At 53.7% G+C, this 16,528-nt stretch carries 14 protein-coding genes and 1 tRNA gene; 9 read left to right on the top strand and 6 right to left on the bottom strand.

Features of this window, described 5'->3' with window-relative positions; genetic code table 11:
* Positions 1-802: 802 nt before the first annotated feature.
* A complete protein-coding gene (locus tag JUJ53_RS12400; RefSeq protein ID WP_204152332.1) occupies positions 803-1,861 on the top strand; it encodes a septal ring lytic transglycosylase RlpA family protein in 1,059 nt (352 codons plus the stop codon).
* Between the two features lie 201 nt (positions 1,862-2,062).
* Here JUJ53_RS12400 and map read toward each other — a convergent pair whose 3' ends face one another.
* Entirely contained in the window at positions 2,063-2,842 is a 780-nt protein-coding gene (map, locus tag JUJ53_RS12395) for a type I methionyl aminopeptidase (protein WP_204152331.1), read from the bottom strand.
* Positions 2,843-3,080: 238 nt separating this feature from the next.
* Positions 3,081-3,737, bottom strand: coding sequence for a DUF938 domain-containing protein (locus tag JUJ53_RS12390; protein WP_204152330.1), 657 nt, complete (start codon positions 3,735-3,737; stop codon positions 3,081-3,083).
* A gap of 282 nt (positions 3,738-4,019) precedes the next feature.
* Here JUJ53_RS12390 and infC point away from each other — a divergent pair, with 282 nt between their 5' ends.
* The 6 genes from infC (at position 4,020) to JUJ53_RS12360 (ending at position 9,977) form a co-directional block, all read left to right on the top strand.
* Complete coding sequence (gene infC / locus JUJ53_RS12385) at positions 4,020-4,508, top strand: translation initiation factor IF-3 (RefSeq protein ID WP_204152514.1); 489 nt, start codon at positions 4,020-4,022, stop codon at positions 4,506-4,508.
* A gap of 269 nt (positions 4,509-4,777) precedes the next feature.
* A complete protein-coding gene (locus tag JUJ53_RS12380) occupies positions 4,778-5,275 on the top strand; it encodes a CGLD27 family protein (protein ID WP_204152329.1) in 498 nt (165 codons plus the stop codon).
* Positions 5,276-5,339: 64 nt separating this feature from the next.
* Entirely contained in the window at positions 5,340-6,293 is a 954-nt protein-coding gene (locus JUJ53_RS12375) for an asparaginase (RefSeq protein WP_204152328.1), read from the top strand.
* A 409-nt stretch (positions 6,294-6,702) separates the two neighbouring features.
* Positions 6,703-6,779, top strand: a tRNA-Met gene (locus JUJ53_RS12370).
* A gap of 301 nt (positions 6,780-7,080) precedes the next feature.
* Positions 7,081-8,535, top strand: coding sequence for a DUF697 domain-containing protein (locus JUJ53_RS12365; RefSeq protein ID WP_204152327.1), 1,455 nt, complete (start codon positions 7,081-7,083; stop codon positions 8,533-8,535).
* Between the two features lie 29 nt (positions 8,536-8,564).
* Complete coding sequence (locus JUJ53_RS12360; RefSeq protein ID WP_204152326.1) at positions 8,565-9,977, top strand: DUF697 domain-containing protein; 1,413 nt, start codon at positions 8,565-8,567, stop codon at positions 9,975-9,977.
* Positions 9,978-10,144: 167 nt separating this feature from the next.
* Here the strand turns inward: JUJ53_RS12360 and JUJ53_RS12355 are convergent, their stop codons facing one another.
* A complete protein-coding gene (locus JUJ53_RS12355) occupies positions 10,145-10,876 on the bottom strand; it encodes an SH3 domain-containing protein (RefSeq protein WP_204152325.1) in 732 nt (243 codons plus the stop codon).
* A 767-nt stretch (positions 10,877-11,643) separates the two neighbouring features.
* On the opposite strand from JUJ53_RS12355, the gene JUJ53_RS12350 reads away from it, so the two are divergent.
* Positions 11,644-12,153, top strand: coding sequence for a hypothetical protein (locus tag JUJ53_RS12350; RefSeq protein ID WP_204152324.1), 510 nt, complete (start codon positions 11,644-11,646; stop codon positions 12,151-12,153).
* A 150-nt stretch (positions 12,154-12,303) separates the two neighbouring features.
* Here the strand turns inward: JUJ53_RS12350 and JUJ53_RS12345 are convergent, their stop codons facing one another.
* Complete coding sequence (locus JUJ53_RS12345; protein ID WP_204152323.1) at positions 12,304-12,681, bottom strand: hypothetical protein; 378 nt, start codon at positions 12,679-12,681, stop codon at positions 12,304-12,306.
* A 257-nt stretch (positions 12,682-12,938) separates the two neighbouring features.
* Complete coding sequence (locus tag JUJ53_RS12340) at positions 12,939-13,340, bottom strand: DUF4359 domain-containing protein (protein WP_204152322.1); 402 nt, start codon at positions 13,338-13,340, stop codon at positions 12,939-12,941.
* 253 nt (positions 13,341-13,593) lie between these two features.
* Between JUJ53_RS12340 and JUJ53_RS12335 the strand changes: the two genes are divergently transcribed.
* Positions 13,594-14,052 carry a c-type cytochrome gene (locus JUJ53_RS12335; protein WP_239125007.1) on the top strand — a complete coding sequence of 153 codons (459 nt, stop codon included), beginning with the start codon at positions 13,594-13,596 and terminating at the stop codon, positions 14,050-14,052.
* A gap of 170 nt (positions 14,053-14,222) precedes the next feature.
* Here JUJ53_RS12335 and JUJ53_RS12330 read toward each other — a convergent pair whose 3' ends face one another.
* Positions 14,223-16,370: a CHASE2 domain-containing protein gene (locus JUJ53_RS12330; RefSeq protein ID WP_204152321.1), complete on the bottom strand. Its 2,148-nt coding sequence runs from the start codon at positions 16,368-16,370 to the stop codon at positions 14,223-14,225.
* Positions 16,371-16,528 lie beyond the last annotated feature (158 nt).

Below are 16,528 nucleotides of genomic sequence, written 5' to 3'. Positions count from 1 at the left end.
ACATTAGATTAGTAGGTTTGATGAGCCATTTGAGTCGGGATCGTCTTGGGGTGTATTTCTCCATATCTGGGCTGGGTTGAACTGCCGATTTTAGAGAAGATGCGATCGCCTGTAATCTTTATGACGTAGGAACTCGATGCTCTGGGGCTGGAAGGGACTCGTCCAGCATTCTCTTGACCTCCTTGGTGTGATCGAGCGCACGCTAATTAGGTGCGCTCGACACGGTTTTAAAGCAGGTGACTCGAAAAAACTGCCTTCGATCAGGCTAAAACCAGTCTCAGACCCCTACCTGAGACCCCTGAATCAATAAGGAAGTCCTATCTATGTAGCGCCTAATGATATGCCAGAGCCAGATTTATACCCCTGAGCGATCGCTGTGATCCTTCAGGAGTAGGCTGTTATGGCATGAGACTCGTGCTGGCGATCGAGATCAGGCAGTATGAACAAATGTAAACTTGCCATTTGATGCTTCAGCGGCACTTTTGTGGAGTATGGAGCGCTGAACGTCTTGTATGGCAAGGGCGATCGCCCATTGATAAGCAGATCTAAATCTTAGTCGAGAGGGATAGGTCTTCCGTGTGATCCCCTGATCCCCAAGCTAGAACCTTCATGCTAGGCTGTTGCAGTTCCGAACACAGAAGGGTGAACGCGTAACGAGTATGGACTGGTGCTCTGCACTTCTCCTAATGGGTATGACCTAGATACCTAGGTTTTTCCATCGTTAGGACATCATTTTCGTTCCACACATTCCTTTTATAAAGGGTATATGGCTCAAAACAATCAACAGCTTTGGAGTAGTCTGATGACTGCTGCACTCGTTATCGGAACGCTAGCGACCTCGTCTTCTGGACATGCTAGTGTCGCCGGAACCGCAGATAATGACTCAGACGCCAACGTTGCGATCGCAGAGTCTGCGCCTAATCACATCGCAAACGACGGTGTCAGCACCGAGGCCCTGACGACAGCTTCCACTGAAGATGTTGTGAAGGTCGGTGAATATCACTCTCGTAACTCCATTGAACTCTCTCAGAGTGAGGCGATCGCTAGCATTTTGCCCCATCAACTCGATGATCGGCAAGCTGCGACCCTCTATATCCGAGACATTCCCGTCATCACGTTCTTGGCTCCCCTTGATGAGGGTGGCTCGGCTACTACCGATGACGCGAGCGCAGACGTAAAAGTTTCAGGATCTCAAGAAAGCGTTGTGCTTGCCCAGGCTTCAGCATCGTCTGATGTTGATGACTATGCTCAAGATCCTGTTTGGCGTGCTACCGCTATTGCTGCTAACCTCAACCAGCTCTATCGCAGTGGCGTTGATCCATCTTCGATCACGGCTATCTGGGACGATGAAGGCGATCGCCTCGTCATTCAGGTGGGCGATCGTGAGCTAACTGAGATCAACGAAACGACGATTCTGCCTGATACGACCCGAAATCCTGCAGAAGATGCCCTCCAGGCCACGAACCGGCTTCGTCGCCTCTTGGGAGGAGCTGAACCCTTGGGTGAAGTCTATGGCTTGCCTGCCCCTGAGCCTGCTCCTAGCGCATCCTACCATGCTGTTCTGCGTACCCTTAGCGGCATGGCATCCTGGTATGGCCCAGGCTTCCACGGCAACTACAGCGCCAGTGGTGAAATTTTTGACCAAAATGCCATGACGGCGGCTCACCCCAGCCTGCCTTTTGGCACCCAGGTACGCGTCACCAATCTAGATACGGGGCTATCTGTGGTCGTTCGTATTAACGATCGCGGCCCCTATGCCCATGGACGCGTGATTGACCTGTCGGCAGGTGCCGCCCAGGTGATTGGCCTGGTGAGTTCGGGTGTTGCGCCCGTTAGCCTAGATGTTTTAGGCAATAACTAGGCATGACGCCAGCTTTCCCAACTCTCCGCAGATTTACTCTCTGATTCGGACATGGAGGGCGATCGCTTCAACGGTTTACTGTGTTAACCGATTAAGACCGATCTAACCCTCTCCCCTTCTATGGAACATCGAGCGACAGTCATGCACTGTCGCTCTTTTTTTACGATCCCTAGATCCCTGGTCTAGAAAGAGCCTTGATGGTCAGGCGACGACCAACTCGGGATGCTGCGTGAGGATTTCCACGCCCTCTTCGGTGACCGCGAGGGTATGCTCAAACTGGGCTGAAAGCTTGCGATCTTTGGTGACTGCTGTCCAGCCATCCTCCAGCACGTCCACTTCCCACGTCCCTTCATTGATCATCGGTTCGATGGTAAACACCATGCCGGGGCGCAGCTTCTTGCCCCGCCCTCGTCGGCCGTAGTGCGGCACTTGGGGCGCGGTGTGAAAAATCCGGCTGACGCCGTGACCCACGAAGTCACGCACCACCGAAAACCCTTGGGCTTCGGCATAGTCTTGAATGGCGGCACCGATATCTCCAATGCGGGCTCCTGGCTTGACTTCGGCAATGGCAAGCTCCAGACATTGCTCGGTCACTTCGACTAAGCGTCGAGCGATCGCCGACGGTTCTCCGACAAAAAAGGTGCGGGAGGTATCGCCATGGTAGCCATCCACCGTTGGAGTGACGTCTACATTAATAATGTCTCCGTCCCGCAAAATTTGTTTGGCATTGGGGATGCCGTGGCAAACCACTTCGTTGACGCTGGTGCAGATCGATTTAGGAAACCCGTGGTAGCCCAGGGGCGCACTTTTGGCACCGTGGGCTTGAGTCCAGCGTTCTGCCTCATCATTGAGGTCTAGGGTGCTCACCCCAGGTTTGATCATGGGTGCTAGATGATCGAGCAATTGGGCGGCAAGCTGGCCGGCAGCTCGCATTTTGTCTACTTCACGGCTTGATAATAAAACGATCGCTTCGGTATTCATGAAATCTTAAGGGTTACAGTCTCTAATCCTGACATAGTCATGCAGGCTTGAGGTCGTAGAGCGGTTGGGAATCTGGATTGTCCATGCCTCAAGAGGCCATGCAGCACCTGCAACCTCGATTCAACCCTGCTTGTTTTAGGATACCGTTGCCTGCTCGGTTCTGCCTCAGGGATACGAGATCTGTGAGGCTCATGGCTCGGGACTATCCCATCAATCTCGCGGGGATTGTCTAGTCTAGCTAGCGCTGGAACACCACAGAGAGGTTGTTGGCGGGCATGGGCACTGTTTTGACCAACTGCAACTGGTGGGCGATCGCCACGGCAACCACATCTTCCAAGTTGCGCACGCCCCAATCAGGATTTTGGGCGCGCAAACTTTCATCGAAGGCTGCATTACTGGGTGCGGTATGCTGTCCCTGCTGTTTGTAGGGGCCATAGAGGTAGAGCACGCCCCCCGGTGGTAAGAGGCGCTCGGCTCCGGCAAACAGCCCTAGGGTGGCGCTCCATGGCGAAATGTGAATCATATTGATATTCACTAGGGCAGCGATCGCCCCCGGTTCAAATCCTGAGTCAGCCAAGCTGGCAGGCAACGGAACTTGTTCCACGGGCCAAGGACTGATGGCGGCATCGAGGAGAATGGGCGGATAGAGGGTTTCGCAGGGGTGGTGCGATCGCCAAGCGGCAATGCTGTCGATCGCTAGAGGATTGGCATCGGACGGCAGCCAGCGGCGGGGTGCAAGACGAGGCGCAAAGAAGACCGCATGTTGCCCGGTGCCGCTGGAAATTTCTAGCACGGTGCCCGTTTCAGGCAGCACATCTTGCAATACAGCCAAAATTGGCTCACGGTTGCGATCGGTGGCCGCCGCATATTGACGATGGTCAGATGGTGAAGTCATAGGCAATGTGGGGGAGTAGCGATGCAAAGTTTCGTGAATTTCAGATCCAACTCTGGTTCGATGATGTTGGATCCAAGCTTTGATAAGGTTACTCTAGAAGTAGAGTAATCTGATGCGAATGTCCAAGTCTGAACCAGTATCTCGCCGCACCTAGGCATCGTGCCGAAGCAACGAGTCAGCGGCTCAGGCTAGCTTCGAGCCATGAAGCCAATTTGTGTCGAGATGGCCATCGGTAGGGTTCCGACTACCGTCAAACATGTTGAGTTTTAAGAGGATAGAGCTATCGCTAATAAGCAACTCATTAACCACCGCATTCGATCGCCGCGTGTTTTGCTGATTGACCATGAAAACACCAACCGTGGCGTAACTGAGACCCGCGATGCCCTGCAGCTTGCTGAGAGTGTGGGGTTGGATCTAGTCTTGGTTTCTGAGTCCAAGGATGTTCCAGTTGCTAAAATCCTGGACTACGGTAAACATCAATACCAACAAAAGAAACGCCATCGTCAGAATACCAGTAAGCCCACGGTCAAGGAAGTGAAGCTGCGCCCCAATGTGGGTGAATCAGACTACAGCCTTCGGATTAAGCGAGCTGTTGAATGGCTAGACAAAGGTGATTCTGTCAAATTCCAAGTGCGATTACGGGGACGGGAACACCAGCATCGCGATCGCGCCGCTGAGCTACTAGAGCGGGTTGTGACCGATTTAGGTGAATCAGCCAAGGTACAGTCTTTTGATCGGCGGGCGCTGATTGTACAAGTCACCCCTGCTTAACCTGGACACAACAGGTTCAAGGCTGAACATCCTAGGGCACACCCTCAGCATGAACACTCATGGTGCGGTGTAGAGTCTAGGGGCTGAAAATGTGTAGGGAAGATGTGAAAGATGGGCTTAGTCTGTGGAGGTCATCTTACCGGATGGTGATGCCCATTTTTCAACCGATAGGCTACCCCTCAAAGTTCCTTTGAGCAGAATGCTTTGGGGGGTTTACACTAGGGGCAGGAGCAATCCCCATCCGCCACTTAACTACGCCTGTTTTTCGAATGAAGTCTCCTGTTTCCCGCTGTCCAGTTCCTCACGAACAACAACCTATTAATGAGTACCAAGAGCTGCGAGCATCGTGGTTCTATAGCTGGGGAACTCGCAACCTCCGGGGCTATATTGCGCCGATCGTGGTGCTCTGGCTTTTGAGTTGGGCGATCGCTGGCCCCGTGGCGGCGGTCAGCTTTGTGCCAGCCAAGGTGCCGCTACAGTTTTTCCTGGCAGCGGCGACCGGGGCCTGTATTATTCCGGCTTTGACCCTAGCCCGCCTGTATTTAGGATGGATGTATATTCGCGATCGCCTTCACAAACAGACGATTTCCTACGAAGAGTCGGGCTGGTATGACGGTCAGCTTTGGACGAAGCCAGATACGGTGGTCACCCGCGATCGCCTGTTGGTGAGCCACGAAGTTCAGCCTATTCTCCAGCGCTTGCAGCAAACCTTTGGTTTGTTTCTGCTTTTGGGGTTAGGGGAAAGTTTAGTATGGGGCTTGCTTTAGCCCAGGCAAGTACAACTCTGGGGTTTGACGGGCGATCGCTGTTTAGTTGAGATATTGCCTAATCATGACTAGGGGAAAACGCACTCAAACGGCAGAACTCGAAGTTCGGCTTTTGCGAGAAGGAATTGTTGAATCAACCCACCAAGTGCAAGCGGTGGTCTGTGATGAGCGGGGGCGAATGCTGTCCCTGGCTGGTAGCGGTGAGGCGGCGGCGTTCATTCGCTCAGCCCTAAAGCCATTTCAGGCCCTAGCGGTGACCACCACGGGAACGCTGGAAACCTACAACCTCAACGATCGCGACTTGGCGATTATTTGCGCTTCCCATCAAGGGGCGATCGAGCAAGCGCGCCAAGCCTTCAACATTTTATGGCGCTGTGATGTGGAGCCCTCAGCTCTGCAATGCCCCATCCCTGCCGATAAGCAAAGCCCGCTGGAGCATAATTGCTCTGGTAAGCACGCGGGCATGTTGGCGGTGTGTAAGCAGCGCAATTGGTCTCTAGGCAGCTATCTCCAGCCTAGCCATCCGGTGCAGCGGCTGATCTTGGAAAAGGTAGCTGATCTGTTGCAGATGCCCGCAGAAGAATTCATCGGAGCCCATGATGACTGTGGCGCACCCACCTACTTTATGCAGCTTCGGCAAATGGCTACCCTCTATGCCCTGCTAGCCTCGGGCAGCAGCGTGGATATGGAGCGAATTATTCGCGCCATGACCCACTATCCGGAGATGATTGCCGGCCCCGGTCAGTTTGATACGGAGGTGATGCGCTTGACGGAAGGCGAAATCGTCAGCAAATCGGGAGCGGAGGGTGTTCAATGCATTGCCCGGGTCGGAGAAGGCATGGGGCTTGCGATCAAGTGTGTGGATGGATCGCGGCGGGCTAAGTATGCTGTTGCCATTCACCTGCTGAAGCAACTGGGATGGATCACGCCAGCGATCGCCGAGACCTTGTCGGATGTTCACATGACCATTGGTGCATTCAAGCGGCTGGATATTATCGGCGAACTAGCGATGCTGTAGGGCGCGGTTGCTTGAGACGAGGTCTAGGTTGCCGACGCGATCGCAAAATAGCAATCCTCGTTTTGATCAGTAGCTTGTCCAATTCACCCGATCCGGAACGCAAGCATCAGCTTTTGCAACCCATCTCGTCAGCCTGTTTTCACCAAGCTCGGGCTAGACGATATCGTTTCTGTGCGAGCGTGGGACCTATGCGAGCGTGGGAATGCTCCCAGGGTTGCTCCTGCACCCAGACCCAGCCGCAGGAGCGACCAAGACAGGTGTCAAGGCGGAAGCGTTGGCACCCTACGAACGGTTCTTAGCAAGCTCGGGCAAGATGTTCAACCTGAGAATTGCGATCACAAAACAAATTTGTTGCGCAGATGAGATACCTTCTGCTATACTCGATAGAGTGACAAAAAAACAAACGCGACGCGGGGTAGAGCAGTCTGGTAGCTCGTCGGGCTCATAACCCGAAGGTCAGTGGTTCAAATCCGCTCCCCGCCACCACTTTGTAAGACTCAAAAATCCCTGTTGCCTTTTTGGCGGCGGGGATTTTTGATGATCCCCATGGTTTGTGACCTGATGGAGTGTTTGGCACACCGGTGGACTGTGTCAGGACTCGATAGGATAAAGTAGGACTGAAGCATTCACCCGAGAATTTTGGGGTGGTTGTTCACCAAGAGAACAACCGGGTCACGAGACTCATAGCTCCTGCATCCTGACCAATCCCTGACTGGGTCTTTAGAGCAAGGATATCAGCGAGTGCTTCGATCCCTCTAACGTGACGACAGAATTAAGTGAGACTGGCATGGCAATAACGTTGCAGCGCCCCATTTTGATTGGTGGATTGGGCTTGACCGCAAGTATTTGGCTCCTTGATAGCCTGGGTGCCTCGGTGGTGGGGCTGGGAGACAATCTGGTCTGGGCGATCGCTCTTGGGTCTGGCATTTGGTGGATGCGCCATCGCCGCAGTCCGGCTGTTGAACCCACTACCCTACCCAAGGATCGCCCGGCGGTGGAAGCTGCGATTCAGTCGGCGATCGCCCTGATCGATCAGCTTGAAGCGGAACTTCAACAGGAGGCGACTGCTGCAACCCCTGGCATCGTCGATCATCTGCGATCGCAACTGGAGCACTTACAGGGTGAACTGGATCGTTCTACGCTGCGCCTAGCGATTGTCGGGGAAGCTGCCGTGGGCAAAACGGCGATCGCCCAACAGCTTACCCAGCAATGGTTACCCAAGATCTCTTGGCCTACCGATGTAACTGCGGTAGCGATCAGCGACGTGTCGTCCCAAGCGATCGCTCTGGAGGAATCGGAATCGGTGCTCAAGGATGCCGATCTGGTGCTGTTGGTGACCCCTGGTGATTTGACGGAGTCTAGCTACCAAGCGCTGGTCGGCTATGCGACGGCTGGGCAACGGGTGCTGGTGGCGTTCAATAAGCAAGACCAATATCCCTTGGATGAGCGATCGCTGCTGCTGCATCAGGTGCGCCAACGGGTGGCGGCCTATGTTCCGTCGGCGGATGTGGTGGCGATCGCTGCCGATCCAGCCGCGATGAAGGTACGCAAGCATCTAGAGGATGGCACGGTGCAGGAATCGTGGCAGCAGTCCGAAGCTGATCTAGCTAGTCTGAGCCAGACTCTCACCTCCCTGATCCCCCAAGGGCGATCGCTGGTACTAGCTACGGTGGCCCGCCAGGTGCATCAGGTGCGCGTAGCTACCCTAGCGGAACTGAATCGCTATCGCCGCCAACGGGCCATGCCTTTGATTGAGCAAGCTCAGTGGATTGCCGGTGCTGCTGCTTTTGCCAATCCGGTGCCGAGCCTTGATTTGCTGGCCACAGCAGCGGTGAATGCTCAGTTGGTGCTCGATTTGGGCAAGGTGTATCAGCAATCCTTCTCCATGGAGCAGGCTAAGGCGGTGGCGGGAACCATGGCCAAGCTGATGGTGCAAATGGGCGTGGTGGAACTGTCCACCCAGGCGATCGCTCCCCTGCTCAAAACCCATGCTCTGACCTTTGCCGCGGGTGGTGCGCTACAGGGCATGAGTGCTGCTTATCTAACCCGATTGGCTGGCTTGAGCCTAGTAGACTATTTCCAAGCCCAGAGCATAGTGGATCCCAGCGATCGCACCCCCTTCTCGCTCCAGCCTGAGGCGCTCAAACAACGGCTGAACGATGTCTTCCAACAGATGCAGCCGCTGGGCCAGGTGCGGGCTTTGGTGGATCAAGGTTTGCGGCGTCTTGCTCCCACTGCCTAGGGCCGATCGATTACTTGGTGATGCTGCCTATGTCTCGCTCTGATTTAGTTCGCCCCCAGCTTGCCGACACCCACTTCAATCGGGCGCGCGCCAGTCTGCGGCAACTGCTGAATCGCTATGGTCGTCAGGGGCGATCGCGATCCTCTACCGAACTCCAGGCGGCCCTTAAGCCAAGGCTGGATCAGCTTGCCGGTGCCTTGGATAAACTGAACGGCTACCTCGTCCGGGTGGCGGTGTTTGGCCTGGTCAGTCGTGGTAAATCGGCGGTGTTAAATGCTCTGATTGGTCAAAAGGTGCTGCCCACAGGGCCCATTCATGGCGTGACCCAATGGCCGCGGTCGGTCTTTTGGTCGCTGGAGACGGCTATGGGCAAGGCCGTGATTGAGCTGATTGATACACCGGGCTTGGATGAAGTGGACGGTCAGGCTCGGGCGGATATGGCCCGCGAGATTGCTGAGCAGGCTGACCTAATCTTGTTTGTGATCGCTGGGGACATGACCCGCACGGAATACCAAGCGCTGCACGATCTGCTGGCGGCGCACAAGCCCTTGATTGTGGTCTTCAACAAAACCGATCTGTATCCCAACCGCGATCGCACCGTGATTTTTCAACAGCTTCGGGCGCGGCTGAACTCCGGTCACCTGAACTGCCCTGATCCCAATTTGACCCTAGACGACGTTGTGCTCGTGGCTGCCGAGCCAGCGCCTATGGAGGTGCGTGTGGAATGGCCCGACGGACGCATCACCCAAGAATGGGAAGCACCACCCGCCCAGATTACGCCCTTGACCCAGCGGCTCTTGGCGATCCTGAATCGAGAAGGCAAGTCATTGCTGGCTTTGAACGCCATGCGCCAGGCGGAACTCACCGAGGCGGCGATCGCTCAAACCATTGTGGCGCAGCGGGATGCTGATGCTGAACAGTTAATTTGGAGCTTTGCCAAGTGGAAAGGGTTGGCCGTAGCGCTTAACCCGATTGCCGTATTGGATATTGCCGGAGGAGCGATCGCCGACCTCGCGATGATCCGCGCCTTGGCCCGCCTCTACGGGCTACCCATGACTCGCTATGAAGCCGGTAAGTTGCTGAATGCTATCGTCTGGAGCGGTGGACGTTTAGTACTCGGGGAATTTGCCTCCAATGTGCTGTTGGGAGCGGGCAAGAGCGGGGCAGCCATGGCTAGTCTATGGGATGGTGGTAGTAGTCTTGCAGCCTACGGTACGGCGGCGGCAGCCCAGGCAGCGATCGCTGGCTATGGTTCCTATCAAGTGGGTAAAGCCGCCCAAATTTATCTAGAACAGGGCTGTTCTTGGGGCCCTCAGGGGGCCAGCACGGTGCTGCAAGATATTCTGAGCCAGGTGGATGCAGATACCGTGATTGCCCGTCTCAAGTCGGATATTCAAGCGGCAACCCATGCCCAACCTGTACCGTCCTCGGAGCAACCCTAATATCAAGGGTTCGTTCATGCCCCTAGGGCTAGTTGCTACCCTAGAGCCACCGTTCAGATAGATCGTATGCCGTAGCCTCAAACTCCTAGGGAGTGTTTTAAAACTCATCCAAACCCTGATTCTCTCGTACGAAAGATCAAGGGGTTTAGCAGGTTTTAAAACAGAGCCTAGCCTGGAGAGCGTGGAGCTGACCCATCAATGGAACAAAGGCTCAAGTTGCCCTCGCTGCCGGGCTGACCATTAGAAACCCATCCCGTCAGGGGGGAAACGATCGCCACCCAGTTGCGGCCATCGACTTCGGTGATGGTTGCAGGAAAGCCTCCGGGATCCAGGTGGGTGCCATTGGCTACACCTCCCACAATCTGCTCTGCCTCCCCGGGCCAAGCTCGTACATTCAGCCCACTGCTAATGGGCGAATTGACCTGCAGGCACTCGACCGGCTCAATCTGAGTGGCGATCGCTGTCATGGTGGTGGTGCGGACAAATGCTCCGGTTGCATCCCGACAGCCATACTCCACCAGTCCAGTGCCTAATTGGGAGACGAGGGTGCTGAGCCGAAACCAATAGTCAATCGATGGGGCAGTCTCTCCTAGAGCAGTCTGACAGGCCTGTTCAAAAGCAGCGAAGCGCCGGAGGTCTTGGTTGAAGAAGCCGGAGCCAAAGCTGGTCTCGGTTTGAGGTGTTTGACGTTGCCATTCGCCCCAGCCGGCTTCCGGATCTGCACGTAAGGGCGCAACCGATGCCCCGCCTACCCAGAGTAAGGCTGTGGTGACAGACATCCAGAGTCCCATTCCTCGACGGATATCTTTCTTAAGTGAAGTGTTGTGGCTGCTACCTAGCGCTTGGGTGAAGCTAGTGGAATTGCGGAGACGGCAAATGACATTCAACGGACTTTTCATGGCTTAGATGATGTTTTTGTGAAATCTATCGCTCTTATACGAAGTTTTGATGATGATTTCTGACTAGGTTGATGCTTCCCAGATGTGGCTCATGAGCACCTATGCTGTCGTTTTCAAGGCTTGAGTCTTAAAATAGCCAGCGAATATGGGAAATAACCGTAGTTTTGCAGATTTGGCGAGATCAGTAATAATGCTAGTGGGGGGTTAAACCCCTCAGCGTTAACAGCGGACTGCCCTAGCGTCCATCCTTCCAATCCTATCGGTGAGATCCTGGTGGTGAAGCAATCGTTGATCACAACTATTCAGGGATATCTCAGGGATATCTTGATTGGGTATTGGCACTAGAAACTAGGCATAAGGATGATTCGGCACAGAGGGGGCGGGAGCAACGAACCGCGTGTTAAGATTACGCTCCATCAGGGGTCTGCAACTGCACGATAGGATTCTACGTCGTCTTTATCAGGTGTATCGCACATCCAACGCGATGATGCACAGATCAGGTGTTCACGCATGACTGACGCTCACTGCCCAACAGTATGACTGAGGTAGCAAGAAGAACGTTCCCCGCTGGGAGTATCTACGTCACTCAGGGTACCTTGCTCTCTCCATCCATCGTCTGTGGTGCATAGATGTGTTTGGGTCATGCTCCTTATATGCATTTGCAACCAGCCCTCATGATTCCTTCCTCTTCCGCTAAGTTTCTTAACCGCGCGGCCCCAGAGCTGCCCCTTCGATCACCCTCGTTGTTGGCGAAACAGACATCCCTGTTGCCCCAACTGTCACCTACCTCTGCTATCTTACTACCCCGGGCTCAGGATAATCCGCCGGTTTGTGTGCGGTTGGATATGGAAGATCTACAGTGCTTTGAGCGTGTAGAACGTCAGTTTGACGCTTGGGGAATTGTGTTTAAAAATGCGATCGCTCTTCATCCATCCAATCCTGCTTTTCCTACCCGTGCCGGCAAGACGGTCTTAACCGGCGCACCCCACAGTAGCTGGATTGGGGTACAGTTCCATCGTCCTGTTAGCTACGTGAGTGGATTTGTCACCAGTTCACGCCAACTGGCGCTGTCTGCCTATAATGCGGCGGATCAATTGGTTGCTAAGTCTGAGATTCCTAGCGCAAACTTACTAGATGCTACATCGGTGTATCCGCCCAATCTTCAGTTAAGCGTGCGAGGTCAAGCTATTACTCGCATCGTGTTCCACGCGTTTAACGGGCAGTTCACCTTAGATGAGCTGGTCTTTTCGAGCGAAGCTGTTGCTGTCCGTTCATAGCCTATCTAGCAGGTCATAGCCCCTCTAACAAACATCTCCCACCCGGTTGGATGAGAGATGTTGTGAAGGGTCTTGCTAGCTCAGCTACCCACGTGAACAATGAGAACCGTTGAGCACGTCATCCTGAGAGCCTACTAGAGAATCTGTAGCCTAAGCAGTGGGGGTTTTGACGCGGCGGGCCATATCCATAAAGGGAGTGAGGCTGGGGCCGGGACGACGACGCTTGGTGCTAGGTGAGGTCGAAAACTTCGTTGCAAAGTTTTCGAGGACAGGAGATGGATTGGGTTTACTGAGAGTAGCCGGCGCAGGAGACATAGCCACTGGTGCTGGGGCTGGCTTGGGTGCAGCAGCTTCTGGGGAAGGTGATGTTGGTGCAGGTGCAGCCTCTGGGGCTGGCTTGGAGGAGGCTGCAGGTTTGGGGGTAGACTCTGCTTCCATGTAATAAGCCGACTTACCAATGCCAAAGATCTTGAGAATGCCGCCCAAAAACGCAAAGATGCCGCCAAAAATCTTCTGTATAAAACCCATTACTGCGATCGCTCCTAAAGGTTCTGCTAAATGTTGACGTGAACTTCAGACAAAGACAGGTTAAAAGCCATGGACAAACCTGGCCCGGCAACATGCTGCTGAAGATGACTGCAACATGACAACACCGGAGGCTTGCAATATGTTCAGCTTGCCATCTACGAGATTACCATGAGACTTCCACCGCCGTCAGCCTGAATCAACAGGAGTCGCCGGCATTGTTTGGCGATGATTTGATGCGGCAATTTCCAACCGGCATTCTAGCGTTGCTCTGCGGTGTAAATGTAGAAATTTTGAAACACGCCCACCGACTCCACATAGTACGACGGCAGCATGTCGTGTATTTGGAGATTGGTCTTATAAATGCTGAGCACGTAGAAGTTTTGGCGCTCTGTGCTTCTGGAGATGATCTGGCGAACTTGGTTTTGGTTGCTGTCTAGGAGCGATCGCAAGAGCGTGCCACATTGATCCTGCAGCAGGTCTTGCAAAAAACCAGGGGTGTCTTGGCAGATCTCATCACTACGGGTTTCGAGGTAGAGAGTGAGTTGCTGGGTGGCATAGTCTTCATAGGCCTCTTGTCCGGGATTGGTGATCACCATGGCACCTCCCAACCCTACTAAGGATGCACCTAGAAGTAAACTGGCGAACTTAAACAATTTCATAGCATTCGGATCCAAATCTCTTGGTCAATCAACGTGGGGGATAAGACTACCTTCAAAGCGCTGACGGAAGGTTGCGGATGGCAGCCGGGCGAACAGCATCTTGTTGGGGCTGGGGTTTGTCCTACTCAGGTTTGGAATAAGGTCTGAAAAAACTGAAACGCAGGTCAACCTTGGTGTCTAAATCTTGGAGAATGTAGGAAAATGTAAAAAAATGTATCTGCAACATTAATTCTAATTGAGTGTGAATCACGTCATGAGCCGACTTGTGCAAGTTTGGGAGTGGATGACATCCCAGTCAATTCCCTGGATCAGACGTGAATGGGAACGATTAAGTTCACGCAAGGGCATGGGAGGGCGATCGCTCCGGTGGTGGTGGGCGGCTGGGCTGGCGGTTTGCATGGTGGGAGTTCCCGATCGCGCCCTAGCCATCAACGTACCCCAGGGAGCTGAGTTGTTTAACAGCAACTGTGCCCGCTGCCATATTAATGGACAGAATTTAATTTTGCCGGACAAGAACCTGCAGTACGACACGCTGCAAACCTATCAGATGAATTCTGTGGAGGCGATCGCCCATCAAATTCGTCATGGCAAAAACATCATGCCAGCGTTTGGCGATCAGTTCAGCCCAGAGCAACTGGAGAACATTGCTACCTATGTGTTGATGAATGCTCAGCAGGGTTGGAATGCGGTCGCTCAATCTCCGTCACCTTAGCCCATTCGCAACTGCTATTAACCTGTGGCATTGATGCAGACAACGACTGTCATGGATGACGGTTTTGTCCACCATGGGTGACAACTAGGCTCTGGTTTAAAACCTGCTAAACCCCTTGATTTTTCGTACGAGAGAATCAGGGTTTGGATGAGTTTTAAAACACGCCCTAGTTACTCTGTCCACATCATGGTTTCGATCGCCTGTTGATAGCGATGGAGACGATAAAATCGATAGCTAACAATGACACTACCGGTGATGACAAAGGCAAGCACTGGCGCAACGACAGGTAACCAACCTTGATTGATAAACAGCAGGATGCTGGTGCCCACAATAATCACCAACACTGAGGCGCTGCTTAAGCCTAGCGAAAGGGGATGACGAACATACCAGGTGAGTCCACCACCGACGAGGGCCCACAGCAAAATCCAAGCCATTTCAGCTTTGGCGGGGAAAAACCAATACAACGCATTGCCGTCGGTTGCCGCGGTCAAAAGCTGGCTGACCATTTGAGCATGGATGATCACCCCAGCCATTTGATGGTCTTCTTTTAGGCTGGCGGTATAGGGAGTATCAAATAGATCTCGGGCACTGGGGGCTGTGGTGCCAATCAGGACAATGCGATCGCGGATCCAATCTGGCTCAAAGTTGCCATCGAGGATATCGCTGACGGTGATGGTTTGGGCAAGGTGATGGGGCGATCGATACCGCAGCAAGATCTGATATCCAGCCGCATCTACAGATTGGTAGCCTCCAGAGTAGGACTCTAGGGGAATGAGGCGACTCTGGCCGATGTTAAGCTGTTCTAGATTATTTTCCCCATTGACAGGGACAATGCCATCTTCTTTGAGATAGAGCAAGGCTACCCGGGTTGCAAAGGAATGCAGAACCTGAGATTCGTAGGATGCAAAGATCAGATTGCGACGGACAATACCGTCGGCATCAATGGGAAAGTCGTTAAAGCCAATGCGTTCGTCTGGAACGCCCGGTGGTGCAGGAATGTGCCCCCCTGCCACGTCTCCCATTTTGGTAATGGCAATCACGTTATCGGCTTGGAGCTGTTCAAGGAGTAGATCTCGACCGGGATCCTGAGGAATATCCCGATACAGGTCTAAACCGATAACTCGGGGGGAGTACTCTTGCAGCGTACTTAAGACGTCGGACAAGGTGGCATCTGAGGGCGTCACGCGCTGCAGGCGCTGCAGATCGGCTTCAGTAATCTGAACAATCAGCAAGCGTGGATCTGGGTCTAGGCTGGGTTTCAAACGCACCATGTGATCATAGGCAGATAGTTCTAGCGGCTCTAGCCAGCCTAGAGACTGAAGACCAATGACGCCTGATGCGATCGCCACGGATGCCGCGATCGCCACCCCGAAGCCCGATCGCAATTGCCCTCGCCAACCAGGGCCTGGTCGAGCATCAGCATTTAGGGGCAGCCGCAGCATGGACTCTGGCAGCAGCATGGATGGCGGCACTTCTGTAATATTGGTGGGCAGCTCAGATAGCTTATCTAAGGCCCGCAGCACATCTGTTGCAGATTGGAAGCGGGTGCGAAATTCGTAGCGCACCATGCGATCGAGAATCAGACTCAAGCCAGGACTCACCCGCACCACATCTTTCCAGAGAATTTGGGAGGTATCGGGATCAACCGGTAGTTCTGTGGGTTGTTGGCCGGTGAGCGCCTGAATCGCGGTCATCCCGAGGGCGTAGATATCGCTGCTAAAACGCGGGCTGCCAGCAAGCTGTTCACCGGGGGTATAGCCATGAGTGCAAATACCTACAGTGAACTGCGTGTTGCCGCTTTTCTCTCCCCCGAGCAGTTGGGTGCCCAGTTCTTTCACGGCCCCAAAGTCAATTAGAACAATTTGACCATCGGGGCGACGAATTAAGTTGCCGGGTTTAATGTCGCGGTGGATCACCCGGCTCTCGTGGACAAAGGCTAGGATTTGTAGGACGTCCCGCAGGAATTCAATCACCTGCCCTTCGTCGAGACAGTTGTCTCTAGAAAATTCATCGCTGAGGGCATGGCCGTCTACGAAGTCCTCGATGATGTAGAACTCTTGATTTTCTTCAAAAAAGTCTATTAATCGGGGAATTTGTTCATGTTGCCCGAGGCGCTCTAAAATGCGTGCCTCGGTTTCAAACAAGCGGCGAGCCACACTGAGGGTGCGCTCGTCTTGGCTGATGGGCTGAAAGTGTTTGATGACACAGTAAAACGGCTCTGATTGCTGAATATCCTGCGCCAAATATGTGCGGCCAAATCCACCGGAACCCAGTAGCCTTATAATTTTGTATCGCCCACCGATCAACGTATCGAGCATAGTGGTTAGTCAAACGTCGAGACTAAGTACTTCAAGGCCGCAAGATCCCTGCAACGTTTATTGAGAGCTGATGATGGCACAATGATGGACACCCCTGATGGAGCTAGTCATCTTCTAGTTTTGTTACAGGATACTCTATCTTATCGGCTAGAGGGGTG

This window comes from Leptolyngbya sp. CCY15150, from assembly GCF_016888135.1.
In the GTDB taxonomy this organism is placed as follows: Bacteria; Cyanobacteriota; Cyanobacteriia; order RECH01; family RECH01; genus RECH01.
The sequence above is the reverse complement of the archived record's forward strand: the minus strand, read 5'-3'. Positions and strand labels throughout refer to the sequence as shown.

Coding starts and splice junctions, on each gene's coding strand:
- JUJ53_RS12400 (WP_204152332.1), top strand. CDS start 803: ATGACTGCTGCACTCGTTATCGGAACGCTAGCGACCTCGTCTTCTGGA.
- map (WP_204152331.1), bottom strand. CDS start 2,842: ATGAATACCGAAGCGATCGTTTTATTATCAAGCCGTGAAGTAGACAAA.
- JUJ53_RS12390 (WP_204152330.1), bottom strand. CDS start 3,737: ATGACTTCACCATCTGACCATCGTCAATATGCGGCGGCCACCGATCGC.
- JUJ53_RS12380 (WP_204152329.1), top strand. CDS start 4,778: ATGAAGTCTCCTGTTTCCCGCTGTCCAGTTCCTCACGAACAACAACCT.
- JUJ53_RS12375 (WP_204152328.1), top strand. CDS start 5,340: ATGACTAGGGGAAAACGCACTCAAACGGCAGAACTCGAAGTTCGGCTT.
- JUJ53_RS12365 (WP_204152327.1), top strand. CDS start 7,081: ATGGCAATAACGTTGCAGCGCCCCATTTTGATTGGTGGATTGGGCTTG.
- JUJ53_RS12360 (WP_204152326.1), top strand. CDS start 8,565: ATGTCTCGCTCTGATTTAGTTCGCCCCCAGCTTGCCGACACCCACTTC.
- JUJ53_RS12355 (WP_204152325.1), bottom strand. CDS start 10,876: ATGAAAAGTCCGTTGAATGTCATTTGCCGTCTCCGCAATTCCACTAGC.
- JUJ53_RS12345 (WP_204152323.1), bottom strand. CDS start 12,681: ATGGGTTTTATACAGAAGATTTTTGGCGGCATCTTTGCGTTTTTGGGC.
- JUJ53_RS12340 (WP_204152322.1), bottom strand. CDS start 13,340: ATGAAATTGTTTAAGTTCGCCAGTTTACTTCTAGGTGCATCCTTAGTA.
- JUJ53_RS12335 (WP_239125007.1), top strand. CDS start 13,594: ATGAGCCGACTTGTGCAAGTTTGGGAGTGGATGACATCCCAGTCAATT.
- JUJ53_RS12330 (WP_204152321.1), bottom strand. CDS start 16,370: ATGCTCGATACGTTGATCGGTGGGCGATACAAAATTATAAGGCTACTG.